A 17,420-nucleotide genomic window follows, 5' to 3' on the forward strand; every position below is an offset into this window, starting at 1 on the left:
GGCTGATGCACCATAGGAGTGCAGGCCGTGAGAAAAACAAACCAATATAAGGTTGTTTTTAAGGGATTCATTGGTGATGGGAGCGTTAAGTAGTTTAGATAATTTCGTTAGGCGCTATTTGATCAATAAAAAGGAACAGCAACTGTCGTTTCACTGCCGTCGTCTGTATTGAATAGATAAATGTTGATTCCGGAGGTATTGGACGATACTTCAATTTCATAAGATCCAATACTATATACGCCATCTTGAAGAGTACCCTCCCCAAAAGCGTCACTGACTAATTGTCTAGACAACAAACTTAATACTTGCCGATTGAGGTTCTCTTCAAAATTATCGATCCCAGTTCCGAATGGGTCGTTAGCATTAGCCTCATCGTATTGATTCTGCTCCTGTGCTGAGCTAAGCAGCCAATTGTAATTAAATGTATCTCCTCCAAAAGCTGGGTTGATGGGTTTGTAGACAAAGTCTTGGGCATATAGTTGTGTAGAACAATACACAAGACACAGTGCATAGAAAAGTTTAAATAGGTTCATGTTTCAAGCCATTTTAATAAATCCCTGTTCCCGACATGTCTTCACCTTGTAATTCACGAAGAACCTCTTCATAACTTACAATATGGCGCCTGACATATCTGCTGGCATAGTCCGAAAGACTTACCAAACTTTCATAGCTGGGCTGTAAAATGTTCTCAAAAACAAGTAGTTCATTTACATAAACCTGAACTTGCGTGCTATTCGCTCGTGCTGGCCGCTCTTTTATATAGATGGTAAAGAATCCATCCACCTCAGGCCAAATCCATTGTGAATAAAATATTTCGTAAAAATCATGACCACTTTTTGAAAGTGACTGATCTACGATCAATTCATCAATTTCCACTAATAAATTGCCATCTAGTTCATCTTCAATCTGAGCTAAAGTCTGAAAAGAAAGTAGACTAAATGTAAGCGTGCCAATTAGTAAGTGGATTGACATGAGTAGTTAATGTTATGAACAAAAAATTAGATTTCCAACGCCCTAAGGATTAATTAATAGATAGTTTATATTAAAAAAATGGATATATAAAATTTATTATATTCATTCAGCTGATAGTTCAATTTAAAAAAAAATCGAATGATTATAACGCCATTATTTAGCAAAACTAATTGTGATGCTTTTGTGTTAAATTATAGTAAATAGATGTTATGAAATTTCACACAAGAAAATGGGTAAAACCTGAAGATCTTAATCCCAATCAAACCCTATTTGGGGGTAAACTACTCGCATGGATTGATGAAGAGGCTGCCTTATATGGTGCAATCCAATTGGAAAACAAAAAGGTAGTGACCAAGTTTATGTCAGAGATTAATTTTTTGAGCTCAGCTCGTCAGGGTGATATTGTTGAAATAGGCATAGAACCAATCAAGTTTGGCCGTACTTCGTTAGTGCTAAATTGTGAAGTGAGAAATAAAATGACGCATGAAACTATCATTACAGTTGAAAGAATTGTCTTGGTCAACATAGGAGAAAATGGAAAACCAGCCCCTCATGGAAAGACTCAGATTGAATACGTCAAAGATCGACTAGAGAATAATTAATTACTTCTTTACAAACTTTGTTAAAATAATTATGTGCTGACCATTGACCTTGCCTTCTATATGTTCAGGGTTGTCATGGGTGAGCGTTATGTTTCTAACGGCTGTACCACGTTTGGCTATGAAGTTTGCACCTTTCACATTTAGGTCTTTGATAAGCACCACGCTGTCGCCAGCTGTTAAGATTGCGCCGTTACTATCTTTGTGGACTATTTTGTCGGCTTCATTTTCGCCTTGATCTGTGGCTCTGGCCCATGCTAATGTGTCATCATCCAAATAGAGCATATCCAGTAAATCCTGTGGCCAACCTTCTGCTCGAAGCCTGTTCAGCATACGCCAAGCTAAAACCTGAACTGCAGGATTAGTATTCCACATGCTGTCATTAAGGCAACGCCAGTGATTGGTATCAGTTTGATCTGGATAATCTATTTGAGTTTGGCAGGTGACGCACAGGTACGTACACTGATCAGATGAATCACCAGGTTTTGGAGCAACAGTATAAACCAACAATTCATCCGGTGAGGTGCAAAGCTCGCATTTGGATTCACTTCTTTGCTGAAGTTCTTTTTCTATACTCACGGTAGTTGAGTTAATCGAATTTCTTTCTTTTTGTAATCGCCATTGCCTTTAGGATAAATCCTGGCAAAGGTTTGTGCGGGTCGCGGTTTTTGAGTTTGATGCTCCAATTGATTTTTTTAATCAGCGGTACTTTATGCGTCTCCACAAATTCTATCAGTGTTCCATCATTGTCTTCAATGTAGCCCCAGTGTCCATTGGCATCTCCCATGTCGAAGTGCTCTGAACTGAGTACTTGAAATGGGTAATTTTTTTCTTTACATTCTTCTACCAACGCATTCATATTGCGGATGTCGAAGCAGAGATGTATGAAACCCACATCGCCCCAGAACCGTCCTTCAAAAAGCGTCTTAGGGGTTCGGTCTAGTGCTTGGATGAGTTCAATTTGCCCATCTCCAAGCAAAGGGTAAAACCCCCCTGTGCGATCCTTTTTGTGAGTCAGTAAGATTCTTCTGAATTTGCCTTCGCCGTTGTTTAGTCCTTTGAGGTCCTCAAATGTCCCAGTTTCATCATATACTATTTGATCGTAACCCAAGATATCTGAGTAGAGTTTCAAAGATTGATCTATATCCGAAACGCCAAGCGTAGCCCCACATATACCTCCGACATCAAACTTGGATTTCTTGAGCCATGAATCAAATTCCTTTATTTGTAGAATATTGTCCCAAGGATCTTTGATGTAAAATCCTTTGGAGCCGTCAGCTTCTTCATTAATTGGAGTGCAAATTGTTACTCCTTTGCCTTTTAGTCGATCGTAACTCGCTTGAATATTTTGGGATTTAATTTTGGCAATATTGATTCCTAAATCACCAAGTTGTACCGGTTCCTCTATAGTAAGTGGTGTACGCCCGGTATGTTGCCAGATTTCATATCCGCTACCCCCTTGTGCATTCATGGCGAGAATGGCTCTTTTGGCACGTGGCTCACCGCCCATGTATTTGGCCATAAAAGTGGCTTCATTGTTGTCATCGAAAATGCACAAATCTGCCCCTAGAGTTTTGGCATACCATTCGAATCCCTTTTCGGCATCATCTACTCCTACACCAATTTGCTGAATCCCATATATTAATTTACCATCCATGCCCATAGCATTAACAATTAACAAAAAAAGAAAAGGCAAATTAGGCAAAATTTCTGTTTAGTCTGTCTTGATTTTCATCATTCTGTCGGGTTGAACATATTTTTGTTTTTATCCGAACGATCAATTATTTGTCAACTCAATTCTGTCTGCTTCCTAGCGATTAATACGTTAGTTGAATTTCATAAGAATCGCTTTATACCTTGAATAAAGCCTATTTTTTGTTAATGTAGGACTAGGTGTATTATATTTAGCGCATACTAAACCTGACTGATATGCCTAGAATAAGCGTTATTAATGAAAAAGATAAAACAGTAGTATTTACAGATTTGGCAAATTTGAATACGGAAGAAGCACCTGAGGTGATGGATGAGGCTGTAAGGGTCATTTCGAAGTTTCCGCACAAATCTGTCCTGTCATTGGTGGATATGACTGGTATGAGATTTAATAAAGGAGTGATCGAAAAAGTGACGGAGATAGCTCGCAAAAATGAACCCTATGTCAAGGTTACTGCTATTGTAGGATTGAATTCTGTAGCCAAACTTATTGCCAAGTCGGTAATCAAATTAACAGGACGAAACACGGTTTTGTTTGACCAGTTTGACGAAGCAAAAGCGTGGCTTCTTACTCAAGAATAAAATAAAAAAGAGTGAATAGATATTTTTTTTGTTTCACGCTATGCTTTTGGCAAATTCAAAATATGTGTGCTCAAGAAATTGAAATTAGTCAATACCTGATCCGTCAAGAGCAAATAATTATCCATGGGAGTACAAATATCAACAGATTCGAATGCAAACTGGACTTGAATGAAGTGATAGACACATTTCAAGTAGAAGTCATAGAATTCAATGGAAATTTCAATTTTTCTGGGTTGACATTGAACATTCCGATAGATGATTTTGCTTGCAACAATCGAATAATGACAGCTGAGTTTAGAGAATTGCTCAGATCAGAAGTGCATCCCTATCTCAATTTGAATATTGAACAAGCTGAGCATATTGACCGCAATAAGTTGCGAATGGTGGCCGACCTAACAGTGTCTGATACCCGGAATAATGAACTCATTCAGGATTGCTTTATTGACGTATCCGGAAAGGAATTGGTTTTGGGTGGCATGCATCGTGTGTATTTGGAATCTTACAATTTGGAACCACCAAGGAAGTTTCTTGGTGCAGTTGTAGTAAGAAATGAGCTAGACATTTCATTTGAAGTGATTTTGGAGAAGCAAAAATGACAAGAGCCACATACATATTGAGACTCTTGTCACCCAACTGCTATCTAACGATTAGAAGCTTATTGCCGCTTCGATCACGAATCCTTTGAACTCAAATCCGTCAAATTGTGTGTTGCCTTCATAACCTTCACCACCATAAGTTTGATTTACGTATTCTAGTTTGGTGATTACATTTTTAGTTAGGAACCATCCACCTCCAATATTGAATCTTTTGATTTCTAAATCTGGAGCTCCATCAATAGTATTTCCTTTGACCATGTTATAACGACCACCAAGGTAGAACTGATCATTTTGTCCTAGCCGATAGATGGCTTCTCCTGCTACTTGAGTCATAGATCCTTCACCTGTGGCGCTACCACTTGCTATTTCATAAATACCAAAGAACTCCAGACCTTTGTATTTAACGAATGGATTGATTTGAATAGCGGTTAATTTCGTGAATCTTGCGTTGAATCTGCCTCCAAAATCACTAGAAGCAGTGACAATGTTACCAGTACCATCGTCGTACATATAGTCAGTGACGTGATAGTATCTAGCCCCTGCTCGGTCTCCACCGTAAAGCCAAGTGCCTGTTGTGGTTCCTTTGTTGATATACCAAGAGCCAGTTAAACGTAACCTTAAATCATCATTGATTTGATTGTCGTAACCAAGTTTACCAAAGAAAGAAACTTTGTTATCAGAATTATCATTGACCGTTACGTTTTGGTTCAATTTGCCATTAGTAAAGCCTAATACACCAATCAGGCCATTTTTCTGAAGATTAACTTCAAAAAAAGCTTCTGTAGAAAAGGCATCCATGATGTAGTTGCCAACAAACGGATTGTAGGTAGCACGAGCATTATCTGTTCTTCTGAAATGAGCGTCACCATAATTGAATTCATCCATACCTACTCTGATGGCCGCTATTTCCATCAAACCAGAAAGAAAGCCATCACTGATGAAGTTTAGGTTGTCCATTTGCATGTAACCACCTTTTACCCAAGACTCTTCGTGGTGTCTAGCAGACAGGTAAGTTCTCAAATGTATTCTCAGACCATCTTCTAATTGCACATCTAAATTTAAGTTGGCAGTAGGAAGGTTTAGGTTAGAACCAAGCTCTGTCAAATTATCTGCGTCATTGGATTGGTTGATGCTTTGAAATTGCATGGCAAAATCACCTCCTATTTTTACTTTTAATCCTTCATATACTACGGTATCTGTTTTTGATGTTTCAAATACGTTTAACCCTAGCTGTCCGTCAGGTCTATAATACTGTATTGATGTTTGTGCAAAACTTGGTGTCACCAAGAAGATTGTTATTGCTAAAACAAAGAAATTTAATTTTTGAGATGTTTTCATGATTGAAAAAGTTTAGCTTTTTATTAGAGTAAAATTGAATTGAATAGTTATTTCGTCTCCAGTCTTTATAGTGCCAAATACTGCTGTGGGGGGTGTGATATCATAATCTGTCATTTTTATTTTTACATTTCCATTGACGGTCGTCGTTGTATTTTGCTTGATGATTAGATTAATGGGGATGTCTTTTGACTTTCCAGCTATAGTCAGTTGTCCTGTACCAATAAGCCTGTCTTTCAGTATGTTTAGCTGACTAGAGACAAACTTTATTTCAGGATATTTGTCTTCTTTCAAGGCCTTGTAGGTATTGCCATCCATACCAGATTTCCCGCTCTTTATGGATTTTACTATGGCGGAAAACTGGATGTTATTGATTTGATCCTCTTTTAAAATTGCCTCAACAGTGAATTCCTCTACAGTCGACTTCCAGTCATGCAAAGAGGAAGTGCCTTGTACCTCCATTGTGCTTGCACCTTTTTCAATTTTCAAGGTTTGTGCTTTACTGAAAAATGTGCAACTGCTGATAATGAATATGGTGAGTATATATTTCATAATTTCTTACGTTAGAGTGATTATTTATCTCATTTGCAATAAGCAAATCAAGTGTGCAATGACTAGATGCCCACAGTAGTGGGTCATTTCAAAATATGATTTGTGTCAGTTTGTTGAGTTGGCCTTGTGTGTAGGGATGTCAGTTTTTTAATGGAACCATTTGACCAGCCATGTAATAAATAGAGTTGTCTGTGTACTTATGATAGGTGATGGGGTCTCTGAGGCGTTATCTTAACGACAGTAATGAAAACTCAAAATAAACTCGAATGAAAAAAATACTCACATGTGTGATAGCTATGGCTTTTTGCCTAGCAGCACAAGCACTTCCAGAAGATCAATATGAATATGTCCTGGATCTCACGGTAGTAAAAGACGATAAAGTACAGGTGATTTTGACACCACCAAAGATCAAAGAGTCAGAAACTACTTTTTATATGCCTAAGATCATTCCGGGCACTTATTCAGTGGCTGATTATGGCAGATTTATAGAAGACTTCAAAGCACTCGATAAGAAGGGGAAAGAGCTGAAAGTAGAAAAGACTTCAGTAAACTCCTGGAAAATATATAAGGCTAACAAATTGAGCCAAATCTCTTATTGGGTCAAAGACTCCTATGATAATGATGTGGATGGACCAGGTGTTTTCGAACCTGCAGGAACCAATATTGAAGAAGGGAAGAATTTTGTGATAAACTCAGCAGGATTCTTTGGATACTTTGAAAATATGACTCGTTTGCCTTTTAAATTTAATGTGGTTCGTGACTCCAAAATGTATGGGTCAACTGGCTTGGTTGCTTTGAGCACAGGAATATCTATGGACACTAGTCTGGATTTAAGTGAGATAAATTTAGAAACGTCTGAGGCAGAAGTGGATACTTATCTGACCGAGAGTTATGATCATTTGGTGGATAATCCCTTGATGTATTGCGAACCAGATACGAGCATAGTAAATGTGGCAGGAGCGGAAGTATTGATATCCACTTATTCGCCAGGTCAGATAGTAAAGTCTGAAGAGGTAAAAGGTGCAATTGAGCAAATACTAATGGCTCAAAAAGAATATTTGGGAGGTGAATTGCCCGTGGACAAATATGCTTTCATCTGCTATTTTACAGAACGCCCAGTTAGGTCAATAGGCGCTTTAGAGCATTCCTATTCTTCGCTTTACTCAATGAGAAACCAACCCATACAGACCATGATCGGTATGTTCAATCGTTTTGCAGCGCATGAGTTTTTTCATATCGTAACGCCACTTAATATCCATTCTCAGGAGATTCACCAGTTTGATTTTAATGAGCCCAAGATGTCAAAACATCTTTGGCTATACGAAGGGATTACTGAGTTCTTTGCTGGTAATGTGCAAGTGAAGTATGACATTCTAACACCAGAAGATTATCTGCAGGCATTGCAAGGTAAGATGGTCAATGCATCAACTAGGTTTAATGATTCTCTGGCTTTTACTGATTTGAGTAAATATACTTTAGATAAATATTCAGATCAATATGGCAATGTTTATGAAAAAGGAGCTTTGATAGGTATGTGTTTAGATCTAAAATTAAGGAGCTTGTCAGGTGGATCGTATGGTGTGCAAAATATGATGTTTGATTTGGCTGAGAAGTTTGGAAAGGATCAGGCGTTCGATGACGAAGACTTGTTCGACATTATCACAGAGATGACTTACCCAGAAGTACGTGAGTTTTTCGCCACTTACGTGGAAGGTACCATGCCGCTTCCCTATGCCGAATTTTTAGCTTTGGCTGGTGTAGACTACCGTCCCTCCGAGCAGAGAAAGGAAATTAGCATGGGCATGCCACAAGGAACAATTGGCTATAATCCAGAGACCAGTCGCATATTTATTGCCAATGAAGAAGCCTTGAATGAGTTTGGAAGAGCTTTTGGATTAAAAAATAACGATGTGTTAGTAGGTATTAATGGAAATGAGATACCTTTGAGAGGTATAGGGGCATTCTTGCAGGGTGTGAGAGAAGAAATGAAGGTGGGGGATGAGATTACCTATACTGTGATGAGACAGGGAGAAGACGGCTCGGAATCTAAAGTAGATCTGACCACAGAGATTGTTGAAGTAGATGTTGAGTACATGCACGTGCTCACATTGAATGAGGAACCTACCAAGTCACAAATGGCCGTCAGAAATGGCTGGCTAACCAAAGGCGAATAACCTCAATTTACCATAAGCATCGAACTTCACAGTTCGGTGCTTTTTTTAATCCTTAATTTTGTGAACAGTAAACTCAACTCTGCGATTGAGTTTACGGGTTTCTGCACTGGCATTGCTGGCGATAGGCTTCGTTCCTCCATATCCCTTTCCAGCAATTCTCTTTTTGTCTACTCCCTGAGCCGTGAGGTATCGCATCACGGTTTGTACGCGATCTTCGCTTAATTCAACATTCAAAGATGATTTACCTTGATTATCCGTATGACCAGACAAGAATATAGAAATGTCTGGGTTGTACTTCATCATTTCCACCACAAGATTCAGTTCTTTCTCTGATCCTTCTACTAACTTAGGTGAGCCTTGTTCGAAAAGCACATGATCTAAAGTCACGGTGTTGCCTTCTATCACTGGTTCCAGACTGAAGGCCAATTGCTCGTTGTTTAACAAAGCCGCATCTGTCACAACTGTTTCGGCAGATAAATAACGAAAGGCTTTCACTTTTACAGTGTAATTGTTTCCCTCGCCCACGGTTAAGTTAAATTCACCCTCAGAATTGGTCAGTGTTTTAAATTCCTTGTTTGTGGGCTCTGTAGTCACATAAATCTCAGCACCAATAATGGTCTGATTAGATTTTTTGTCAATTACAGAGCCGCTGATAGCAATGACTTTCTCTTCTGCAACTATATCAATAACCTCAGCAGTATCAGCAATGACTTCTATTGGAGTGATGTTTGGTGCTATTTTGACCTTCTTTATATCTCCGTAGCCATCACTGTTTTGTGTGCTCGATAAGTAGGCGAATTCATCATCTAAAAGGAATGAAAATGATCGTTCCCTTCCTTTGGTGTTGATTTTTGATCCCAAGTTTATTGGCGTGCTCCATTTTTGCCAGGTGTCATCCAGTCTGGTTGACATGAAAATGTCGAAACTGCCCGCTCCATCATGACCATTTGATGCGAAAAAGAGTGTTTTGTTGTCTGCTGCCAAAAAAGGTGTGATTTCCTGATTTTGAGTGTTAATGCTGGATCCCAGATTTTTAGGGCTTGTCCATAAGCCATCTGGTTTCAAACGAGAGATGTAAATGTCCTCTACACCATAGTTACCAAAAGACTCAATGCCAAAAAGAATGTGCCTTCCATCAGCTGATATACTTGCGTTTAGTTCTTTGGACTTTGAGCTCAAATAGGGGACTTCAAAAGATTTTGGAGTCGACCATTTGCCACCATTTTTGTGAGCAATGGCCAATTGATTATCACTGCTTAGCAACAATGATCTGCCTGAATTTAAAAATCCGATAACGGTATTGTTTTGCTCATTATTGACTGCTTTGAGATTGTAGGCAGGCGTCCAATCGCCTTTTTCATTTTTTTCGCTTACCCAAATATCACCTTGATCCTTGCTGTCTCCAATGTTTTCTGGGTGGTTTTTTCTTGTGAAATAAAGGTATTGACCGTCTGGACTCAGAACTGCATTTATTTCATCTGAGGTGCTGTTGACGACTGAGTCTAGGGAAATCTGTTCAGAATAAATTTCAATCTGACTAAACGTGTTGAAGCTGATCAATATGGAAAGGAAAAGTAGCGCGTTTTTAATGTTCATGTGGATGGATAATTCAGGTCGTAAATTTGCCATGCTTCAAGGTTAATTGCAACTTGGTTAATTGAGGTATAATTTTTACTAGTATAAAATAAATAATAAAAAATAGGATATATCATATAATAAATTCGATTTATATAATTATATTTACAATAAATTGAATCAATCAAATATAAAAATAAACCAGGTGTATATGGAATGAAATGATCTCGGGATCTGCCCGAGGCTTTCATTCTTTTTGCTCTTCTATCAAATCATATACCAAATCGTGAATTCTAGGTCTGATGTTTAGCTGATAGATTTTTCTATTGTTTCGAGTAGGGTAAACTCTGTTGGCTAAGAAAATGAACAGTAATTGATTGTCGGGATCCGCCCAAACCAATGTGCCCGTATAGCCAGAATGTCCATAGCTGTTTGGGCTTGCCGATTTAGCTACACTTGTTTTGATGCTGTCGTATTGGATCAGTGGTTTATCAAAACCAAGACCTCTTCGGTTTTCGAATTCACAATATTGACACTTTGTAAATTCAGTTATTGTTTCTGGTCGTAAATATTGAAAATCGCCATAAGTACCTCCATTCAGCAACATTTGATACACCTTAGCAAGGTCATAGGCATTGCTGAATAATCCAGCATTTCCAGAAACACCTAGCATCACAGCAGCCCCTTCATCATGCACGACCCCATGGAGCTTGTTCATTCTGAAAAAAGTGTCTACTTCAGAAGGTACAATTTGATTCAAACTGAACTTCCGGAGGGGATCGAATCCCAAACTCTGCGCGCCAAGAGGAGTGTAGAATTTTCCATTTAAAAATTGCTCATAGGACGTGTCCGAGAGCCTTTCTATCAATTCTGGAAAAAGATAAAAAGCCAATCCTGAGTACACATACTCTTCATTTTCATACAAATCTGATTTCTTGATCATTTTATAAATCTTGTCTTTTCTAAAGTCCTTGTGAAGGAATAGGTCAGACCCGGGTATCCGATTTGGATAATGGGCTGATGAGTCTGTTGAAATGGTTTTTCGTTTGTACTTTCCATTTTTTCGTTGAGATTCTGAATAGTAAGGAATCCAATTTTTGAGTCGAGACTGATGAGCCAGTACTTTTCGAACGGTTAGATCAGACTTGTTGGATTTGGCCAAAAAAGGAAAATAAAAACCTAAGGTTTGATCCAAGTCTAGTTTGCCAGCTTCGTACAGTTTCATCAATGCCAGCGTGGTAGCCGTAATTTTAGTGATAGATGCCAGATCATATAAATCGGAATTTCGAACCTTTTGTATGTTGTCATAAGTATGGTAGCCGAACGACTGATAGTAGAATATTTTTCCTTCCTTAGCTAATAAGAGTTGACAGCCCGGAAATGCTGCAGAATCGAGTGCCTGGGTGATAATAGAATCAATGCCTGCGAAAAGTCGTGCAGAATCTATCTTGAGCAGAGCAGGAGAGCCATAGCTCAGTGTGTCACTTTTAGGCTGTAGTGCCAATAGCTGGAATGACGAAACGAGGGACAACAATAAGACAAAGAAGGTTCTATTCAAGCTCATATACGTATTCAGAGAGGGTTGTACATCTTTTAAATATGGCATAATTACATTAAAACTGGCTTTTTTACCTATCAAAAGCTTTCTTAATTTATTTAGCCGTTAGAGTTTGTATTTGTACATTTTAGCTCTAAATTTGCAGTCCTAAAAAAAGAATATAACATTTTAGAGAATGGCGAATCATAAATCGGCTTTAAAGAGAATAAGATCAAACGAGGCTAAAAGGCTAAGAAACAGGTATCAGCACAAAACTACTAGAACTTTCATCAAGAGATTGAAAGATGCTACGAACAAAGCTGAGGCTGAAGAACTACTTAAAAAAGTAGTAGGGATGATCGATAAGTTGGCTAAGAACAACATCATCCACAAAAACAAAGCATCTAACCAAAAGTCAAAACTGACTAAGTTAGTAGCTTCTCTATAAGCCAGAGTCTCTTACTAAGATATAGATCGCTCCCTTTTTCAAGGGAGCTTTTTTTGTTTAAGCCCTTCTCGTTTTAATTGGTTTTCCCTACTTTCGGTCTAGCACAAACAGAATCTCTATGTACAGTTCAGATAATCTGTCCATCAAGCAATGGGCGGAGGAAGACAGGCCTAGAGAAAAATTAATTATTAAGGGAAAGGCAGCGCTTTCAGAAGCGGAACTGATTGCCATATTGATAGGGTCAGGTACTCCGAAAATATCAGCTGTGGAATTGGCCAAGACTATATTAGCAGCTACAGGAAATGACCTCAATGCGTTAGCCAAGCTTTCATTAGCTGACCTGAAGAAGTTCAATGGCATTGGTGAAGCCAAAGCTATTTCGATCATCAGTGCATTAGAATTAGGTAGACGAAGAAGGGAAACAGAGTTCGTTAAAAAACCGAAAGTTCAGTCTTCATCAGATGCTTACTATTATCTCAAACCTTATTTGATGGACTTAGATCATGAACAGTTTTGGGTATTGTATTTGAATAGAGCCAATCAAATACTGAAACCTGAGATGGTCAGTGCTGGTGGCGTATCAGGTACCGTGGTGGATGCTAAGCTGATTTTCAAAAAGGCATTGGATGTATTGGCGTCTAATGTGATCCTGGTTCACAATCATCCCTCAGGCAACTTGAAGCCCAGTGCCCAGGATATTGAATTAACCAAAAAGATAAAGGCTGCAGGTCAAACTTTGGATATTCCTGTCTTGGATCATATTATTTTCACTGATGACGGCTATTTTAGCTTTGCAGACGAATCTATGATGTGATGAATAACAAAGTTTATTTTTGTGTGACTTGGATAATTTTTTTGATGGCTTGCGAGCCAAAACAGTCTTCCGTTTCTTATGAAGATTATATTGCAAACCATAGAAAAGAAACACATGAATTCATGAATGTGTCTGATGATTCTCCGTTTGTAGGAGTGGACTCAACTATCTCTTTGAATTATTATCCAGTTGACCAAAAGTTTAGGGTGATCGCAACCATCAAAAGAATCCAAAACGGAGGCCAGTTGACTTTAGGAACATCAGATGGTGTGTCCAGAGTATATGATAAACATGCCTTATTGGAATTTGAAATCAATGAAAAACCACTACAGTTATTGGTGCTGAAGGGGGAGAAAAGTGAAGGGTTATTTTTGGCTTTTTCCGATTTGACCAATGACAATACAACGTATGGAGGCGGACGATATATTAATCTCAACTTCTCTGATCAGGCTGAAAAAATCACACTTGATTTTAATCTGGCATATAATCCCTATTGTGAATACAATGCCACGTATTCTTGTCCATTGCCTCCTCTGGAGAACTATCTGAAGGTAGCTATAGCGGCAGGGGAGAAATTGTACAAGTAAGTTTATCCAACCACTCTGGTACCTGATTTCCAAACACCATCAGGCTTGATCTTACCTTGTTGATAAAAGATTTCGCGATGATCGCCTACAGGGAATGATATCAAATCAGCCAATTGTCCAGATTTGATTCTTCCGCGATCTGATAGGTTCAATGCCTTGGCTGCTCTGAAAGTAATGCCAGCCATGCATTCAGGAATGGAAAGCTTCTCAGATGCACCTATCAATGCTGTTTGGATTAAGAGATCACCCATAGGAGCAGAGCCAGGATTCCAGTCTGTCGCAATCGCCAAGCAGCATCCAGCGTCCAATAACTTTCTGGCAGGAGAGTAATGCATTCCCAATCCTAATGACGCTCCAGGCAATACAGTGGCAACCGTTTCAGAATTGGCCAATAAGGCCACATCTGCATCTGAAGTAGCTTCCAAATGATCTGCACTCAATGCTCCAGCTTCTACGGCCACTTGTGTGCCTCCTGAAGTAAACTGATCTGCATGAACAGTGATTTCAAATCCAGCAGCCTTGGCTTGAGCTAAATACTTAGCAGAAAGCAGGGTATCAAAAGCACCATCTTCAGTGAAAATGTCAATTCGATTAGTCAGGTTTTGTTTTTTTAATTCTGGAAAGAGATTTTCAACTATATGATTCAAATACTCCTCATGACTGTTGAATTCCTTAGGGCAAACATGTGCTGCCAGGCAAGTGGAAATCAAATCTGCAGGTACTAGCTCATTAGCTGACTGTATGGCTCTAAGCATTTTGATCTCCTCATCTACTGAAAGGCCATAGCCACTTTTTACCTCTATGGTAGTTACACCTTCTTCCAAATGCCTCTTGGCTCTCATCTTGACTAAATCTGTCAAATCTGATTCCGAAGCTGCTCGGGTCTTATTCACAGAATCATGGATGCCACCACCATTTTTTAAAATTTCCTGATAGGTTTTGCCAGCTACTCGCTGGGCGTAGTCACCTGCGCGTGATCCACCAAAACAAATATGGGTGTGACTGTCAATCAACCCAGCCATGAGTATGTGATCACCTTTTATTAGATCTATGTGGTCTGCTTTCCCTTTTAAGCTTTTGAAGTTACCTACTTCTATGATTTGATCTTCTTCTATCAGTACACCACCTTTTGGTATTAATCCGAGTGCATCTTCAGTCAATGCTCCTCTCAGTGGAGCTGCAGACATGGTGATTATTTCATTGAATGGGCCTATCAGTCGTTTCATGGGTTATTAGTTTTGGGTGTTACCAATCTTGATCCAATTGTGTTTGTGCTTTCGTTTTCTTGGCTTCATAAGCCATTTCGAAAGCCTCATAATCTTCTCTAGGAAGAATGTCAATCAGCTTAATGAGTGCGTCTTCAGAAAAGTCTATCAATCCACTATTTAGACATTGGTCAATATATGCTTTGATTAGGTTTTCCGAAAACTCATTGACTGTAATGGCTTCGTGCAAAATGCGATAGGCCATCTCTTTTTCTTCGGCTGTTTGAAAATAATTGGTGGCTGCCAATACCCCTTCCTCAAAAAATGGATTATCAAGGCCTAGTCTTTCAAATAACAATCTTTGGTCTGCTCCTCCTTTTTTGGCTTGTGCTAAAAGCTGTCTTTCTTTTTTGAATGAATAACGCTTCCAAACGGATTGATTCATTTGCATTTTATCAAAGAGTTTTGTCCATTCAGCTGCCAGCCTTGGATTGATGGAGTCATTGGCTGCGCTTTCTTTACTTAAAAGGAATAGGGCAAGTGACTGATCTCCCAGCCTGTGATAGGCTTGTGCCAAATCCGCAGATACATTTGGATAATAGGCTTCTCTGGCCGCTTCCAGATATTTTGAAGCCTGCAATGGGGCATCCAATTCCAGACACCATTTGCCCAATAAGGTGTTCCATTTTCCAGACTCATCTTCATACATTTCTTTGAGTTGGTAGATCAATTCAATGGCCTTGGACACCTTTCCGTTTCGATAAAGATTAAAGGCTTTGACCAGAGTCAACTCCTTTCTGAAAGCTGCATTTTCTGGTGCTTCGAGATACGGATCGATCAATTGTAAAAATTCCGGCAACTGATTTTGATAGCAGTACAATCCAAGATTCTTCAAGTAGCCAAATGTAAATAAGTTTAACGCCAGAGATTGTGGTTGACTTACAAATGACAAACTGGTTGTGTCGTTACTGATCAACTGATTGGCAAGCGTATTGCTTTGCAAATCAAATCTTCCCAGGTCTATATTGTTTTGATTCTCTAACTCCAATCCGTGCAAGCTGGCCACTGCATTTCGATTGGCATATACTACAGCTTGTTTCCATGATCCTGGCGTACTGCTTTCCAAATAGTAAAGTGCTGAATCCAGAACATTGGTTTTGCTGTATAGCAAGGCCATATTGTTTTGAATTGCCCAATGATCTGGGAATACCTTGAGTCCATCCTGATAAGTAAATAGGGCATCAAAGAATCGACTGGAATTTTCGTATTCTCTTCCTAAACTGGCATAGGCATACGCTGTTGGTTCTTGTTTGATCGAGTTTTTCAAGTAAAGCAAACGTTGCAATGGCTCTTTTTCTAGTAAGGCCAATTGGAAATTGCCGTGATGGTTGTTCGTGCTTTTGGAGACGCTCTTTTTGTAATAATATTGAGCGATAGACTCATTGTCTAAAGCTAAATTCAAGTCACCTAACCCATTGTAATATCCAGCTACTCCTTGATAAAAACTGCCGTAATGTGCTCTAAAGAAAAGAGCTGCCACTACGATCAACCCTGCTATTCGTGCTGATATATATGGAAAATTATCTTCTACGTAGGCAAACTGATGAACGGGTAGGTTTTGTTTAAGCTGAGTGATGAAATTGAAAATGATATAGAGAAAAAACATCAACCCAAATCCGATATGACTATACAAAATCAGGTTTTGCATAGATGTGATGAAGGCATCATTTCCATGAAAGGCTTGAAAGCCCAAAGTAACAAAGGTAATAATCCCTAAGCCCAAATATAAAAAGGCTGTATATGGGTAGTAAGGTAGTATGCCAGCATATCGATTTTGTCTGGACTTAATTCCCCAAATGCCTAAGATGGCTGAAATGGCTATCAGCAAAAATTCGTTTATATAATAGATATCCCAATTCAGATAGTTGATGCTGTATAGATATAAAACCGCCAAATTCAGCAAGTAAGCCACACTCAGTACAATGAAATGTGTGGTGTTATTGGAAGAAGACTTCGAATAAGGTGTGGTTAGGGATAGGATGGCATAGATTATTTCATGACCAATAATCAATATAAAAATTAAACAAATCAGTGCTGCTGGTAGATACGAAAATCTAGCTAAGAAGAGCAGGGGACTTTCGTAAGTACTTCCGAAATAGATCAGACCAAACACAATAAGTATAAGGCCTGAAAAAACTAAAAATCTTGAGCCTATTCCGATATTTTCATTGATGGAATTGAAGTAGTAGGAAGCAGGAAGAAACAGCAATAGCACCACTATGATGGCGGTTTGATTATATAAATCAAAAAATCCTACATGGCCTATGCCACTTAGAGCGACCAATAAAATCCATAATCCAACACCAATGTAATACCAGAATTTTTCGAGGTAGGTAGATAGGGTTAGACAGCCCATGAGGCATCCGTATAAAAGGACTAAATAGATGTAGGAGTAAGATGCAGACAGTGTTTTCGATCCGCCAAAGACCTTTTGAAAAATCAGGGGTAAATCCGTGGTGATGGTGCTTTCTATAAACTCGGAATGATTGGAGAAGATGGGAAAGGATAAATGCTCTAAATACCCTGTCAGTTTCCAATAATAAAACGGACTCAAATCTCCCCATTGAATGGCAAGAAAAACGACTACAAAAGTTAAAAGTAAAGAAGATAAAATTTGAAAAGTCAGTTTGAATGTGGTATTCCATTCATTCCAGAAAGCGAGTTTGTTCATGGC

17 protein-coding genes are annotated in these 17,420 nt (G+C 38.8%); 7 read left to right on the forward strand and 10 right to left on the reverse strand.

Annotated elements, in window-relative coordinates:
• Positions 1-122: 122 nt before the first annotated feature.
• Positions 123-533, reverse strand: a complete 411-nt coding sequence (locus B9A58_RS15290; protein WP_084373742.1) for a curli production assembly/transport component CsgF — start codon at positions 531-533, stop codon at positions 123-125.
• Positions 534-546: 13 nt separating this feature from the next.
• Positions 547-972 (reverse strand): CsgE family curli-type amyloid fiber assembly protein, encoded by a 426-nt coding sequence (locus B9A58_RS15295; protein ID WP_084373743.1) that lies wholly within the window; start codon positions 970-972, stop codon positions 547-549.
• A gap of 209 nt (positions 973-1,181) precedes the next feature.
• Between B9A58_RS15295 and B9A58_RS15300 the strand changes: the two genes are divergently transcribed.
• Entirely contained in the window at positions 1,182-1,574 is a 393-nt protein-coding gene (locus tag B9A58_RS15300; protein ID WP_084373744.1) for an acyl-CoA thioesterase, read from the forward strand.
• Here the strand turns inward: B9A58_RS15300 and B9A58_RS15305 are convergent, their stop codons facing one another.
• Together B9A58_RS15305 and B9A58_RS15310 are read right to left on the reverse strand one after the other, a co-directional pair.
• Positions 1,575-2,150, reverse strand: coding sequence for a PhnA domain-containing protein (locus tag B9A58_RS15305; protein ID WP_084373745.1), 576 nt, complete (start codon positions 2,148-2,150; stop codon positions 1,575-1,577). It abuts the gene before it with no gap.
• A 10-nt stretch (positions 2,151-2,160) separates the two neighbouring features.
• The gene (locus B9A58_RS15310; protein WP_084374011.1) at positions 2,161-3,228 is read right to left on the reverse strand and encodes a VOC family protein; all 1,068 of its coding nucleotides are present in this window, start codon (positions 3,226-3,228) and stop codon (positions 2,161-2,163) included.
• 272 nt (positions 3,229-3,500) lie between these two features.
• On the opposite strand from B9A58_RS15310, the gene B9A58_RS15315 reads away from it, so the two are divergent.
• Both B9A58_RS15315 and B9A58_RS15320 read left to right on the forward strand, forming a co-directional pair.
• The gene (locus B9A58_RS15315; protein WP_084373746.1) at positions 3,501-3,863 is read left to right on the forward strand and encodes a hypothetical protein; all 363 of its coding nucleotides are present in this window, start codon (positions 3,501-3,503) and stop codon (positions 3,861-3,863) included.
• A 62-nt stretch (positions 3,864-3,925) separates the two neighbouring features.
• Positions 3,926-4,459, forward strand: a complete 534-nt coding sequence (locus B9A58_RS15320) for a hypothetical protein (RefSeq protein WP_084373747.1) — start codon at positions 3,926-3,928, stop codon at positions 4,457-4,459.
• A gap of 51 nt (positions 4,460-4,510) precedes the next feature.
• On the opposite strand, the gene B9A58_RS15325 is transcribed toward B9A58_RS15320, so the two are convergent.
• Both B9A58_RS15325 and B9A58_RS15330 read right to left on the reverse strand, forming a co-directional pair.
• A complete protein-coding gene (locus tag B9A58_RS15325) occupies positions 4,511-5,797 on the reverse strand; it encodes a hypothetical protein (RefSeq protein WP_084373748.1) in 1,287 nt (428 codons plus the stop codon).
• 12 nt (positions 5,798-5,809) lie between these two features.
• Positions 5,810-6,346, reverse strand: coding sequence for a YceI family protein (locus B9A58_RS15330; RefSeq protein ID WP_084373749.1), 537 nt, complete (start codon positions 6,344-6,346; stop codon positions 5,810-5,812).
• Positions 6,347-6,612: 266 nt separating this feature from the next.
• Between B9A58_RS15330 and B9A58_RS15335 the strand changes: the two genes are divergently transcribed.
• Entirely contained in the window at positions 6,613-8,520 is a 1,908-nt protein-coding gene (locus tag B9A58_RS15335; RefSeq protein WP_084373750.1) for a M61 family metallopeptidase, read from the forward strand.
• Between the two features lie 45 nt (positions 8,521-8,565).
• Here B9A58_RS15335 and B9A58_RS15340 read toward each other — a convergent pair whose 3' ends face one another.
• Complete coding sequence (locus B9A58_RS15340) at positions 8,566-10,149, reverse strand: OmpA family protein (protein ID WP_084373751.1); 1,584 nt, start codon at positions 10,147-10,149, stop codon at positions 8,566-8,568.
• A 193-nt stretch (positions 10,150-10,342) separates the two neighbouring features.
• Positions 10,343-11,659, reverse strand: coding sequence for a serine hydrolase domain-containing protein (locus B9A58_RS15345; protein ID WP_176214802.1), 1,317 nt, complete (start codon positions 11,657-11,659; stop codon positions 10,343-10,345).
• A 169-nt stretch (positions 11,660-11,828) separates the two neighbouring features.
• Between B9A58_RS15345 and rpsT the strand changes: the two genes are divergently transcribed.
• The 3 genes from rpsT to B9A58_RS15360 all read left to right on the forward strand — a co-directional run bounded on the left by rpsT (position 11,829) and on the right by B9A58_RS15360 (position 13,481).
• Positions 11,829-12,080, forward strand: a complete 252-nt coding sequence (gene rpsT, locus B9A58_RS15350) for a 30S ribosomal protein S20 (RefSeq protein ID WP_084373753.1) — start codon at positions 11,829-11,831, stop codon at positions 12,078-12,080.
• Positions 12,081-12,198: 118 nt separating this feature from the next.
• A complete protein-coding gene (gene radC / locus B9A58_RS15355; RefSeq protein WP_084373754.1) occupies positions 12,199-12,894 on the forward strand; it encodes a RadC family protein in 696 nt (231 codons plus the stop codon).
• Positions 12,894-13,481, forward strand: a complete 588-nt coding sequence (locus tag B9A58_RS15360) for a DUF1684 domain-containing protein (RefSeq protein WP_084373755.1) — start codon at positions 12,894-12,896, stop codon at positions 13,479-13,481. Before radC ends, B9A58_RS15360 begins: the two co-directional genes overlap by 1 nt.
• 2 nt (positions 13,482-13,483) lie before the next feature.
• On the opposite strand, the gene hutI is transcribed toward B9A58_RS15360, so the two are convergent.
• Both hutI and B9A58_RS15370 read right to left on the reverse strand, forming a co-directional pair.
• Positions 13,484-14,707, reverse strand: coding sequence for an imidazolonepropionase (gene hutI, locus B9A58_RS15365; protein WP_084373756.1), 1,224 nt, complete (start codon positions 14,705-14,707; stop codon positions 13,484-13,486).
• Positions 14,708-14,726: 19 nt separating this feature from the next.
• Entirely contained in the window at positions 14,727-17,417 is a 2,691-nt protein-coding gene (locus tag B9A58_RS15370) for a tetratricopeptide repeat protein (RefSeq protein WP_084373757.1), read from the reverse strand.
• Positions 17,418-17,420 lie beyond the last annotated feature (3 nt).

Source organism: Reichenbachiella faecimaris (genome assembly GCF_900176375.1).
Classification (GTDB): domain Bacteria; phylum Bacteroidota; class Bacteroidia; order Cytophagales; family Cyclobacteriaceae; genus Reichenbachiella; species Reichenbachiella faecimaris.

What these genes read in the sequence shown, in the direction of transcription:
- hutI (WP_084373756.1), bottom strand. Translation starts at nt 14,707, where the DNA reads ATGAAACGACTGATAGGCCCATTCAATGAAATAATCACCATGTCTGCA.
- B9A58_RS15310 (WP_084374011.1), bottom strand. Translation starts at nt 3,228, where the DNA reads ATGGATGGTAAATTAATATATGGGATTCAGCAAATTGGTGTAGGAGTA.
- B9A58_RS15295 (WP_084373743.1), bottom strand. Translation starts at nt 972, where the DNA reads ATGTCAATCCACTTACTAATTGGCACGCTTACATTTAGTCTACTTTCT.
- B9A58_RS15315 (WP_084373746.1), top strand. Translation starts at nt 3,501, where the DNA reads ATGCCTAGAATAAGCGTTATTAATGAAAAAGATAAAACAGTAGTATTT.
- B9A58_RS15330 (WP_084373749.1), bottom strand. Translation starts at nt 6,346, where the DNA reads ATGAAATATATACTCACCATATTCATTATCAGCAGTTGCACATTTTTC.
- radC (WP_084373754.1), top strand. Translation starts at nt 12,199, where the DNA reads ATGTACAGTTCAGATAATCTGTCCATCAAGCAATGGGCGGAGGAAGAC.
- B9A58_RS15290 (WP_084373742.1), bottom strand. Translation starts at nt 533, where the DNA reads ATGAACCTATTTAAACTTTTCTATGCACTGTGTCTTGTGTATTGTTCT.
- B9A58_RS15335 (WP_084373750.1), top strand. Translation starts at nt 6,613, where the DNA reads ATGAAAAAAATACTCACATGTGTGATAGCTATGGCTTTTTGCCTAGCA.
- B9A58_RS15370 (WP_084373757.1), bottom strand. Translation starts at nt 17,417, where the DNA reads ATGAACAAACTCGCTTTCTGGAATGAATGGAATACCACATTCAAACTG.
- rpsT (WP_084373753.1), top strand. Translation starts at nt 11,829, where the DNA reads ATGGCGAATCATAAATCGGCTTTAAAGAGAATAAGATCAAACGAGGCT.
- B9A58_RS15340 (WP_084373751.1), bottom strand. Translation starts at nt 10,149, where the DNA reads ATGGCAAATTTACGACCTGAATTATCCATCCACATGAACATTAAAAAC.
- B9A58_RS15345 (WP_176214802.1), bottom strand. Translation starts at nt 11,659, where the DNA reads ATGAGCTTGAATAGAACCTTCTTTGTCTTATTGTTGTCCCTCGTTTCG.
- B9A58_RS15360 (WP_084373755.1), top strand. Translation starts at nt 12,894, where the DNA reads ATGAATAACAAAGTTTATTTTTGTGTGACTTGGATAATTTTTTTGATG.
- B9A58_RS15300 (WP_084373744.1), top strand. Translation starts at nt 1,182, where the DNA reads ATGAAATTTCACACAAGAAAATGGGTAAAACCTGAAGATCTTAATCCC.
- B9A58_RS15325 (WP_084373748.1), bottom strand. Translation starts at nt 5,797, where the DNA reads ATGAAAACATCTCAAAAATTAAATTTCTTTGTTTTAGCAATAACAATC.
- B9A58_RS15320 (WP_084373747.1), top strand. Translation starts at nt 3,926, where the DNA reads ATGTGTGCTCAAGAAATTGAAATTAGTCAATACCTGATCCGTCAAGAG.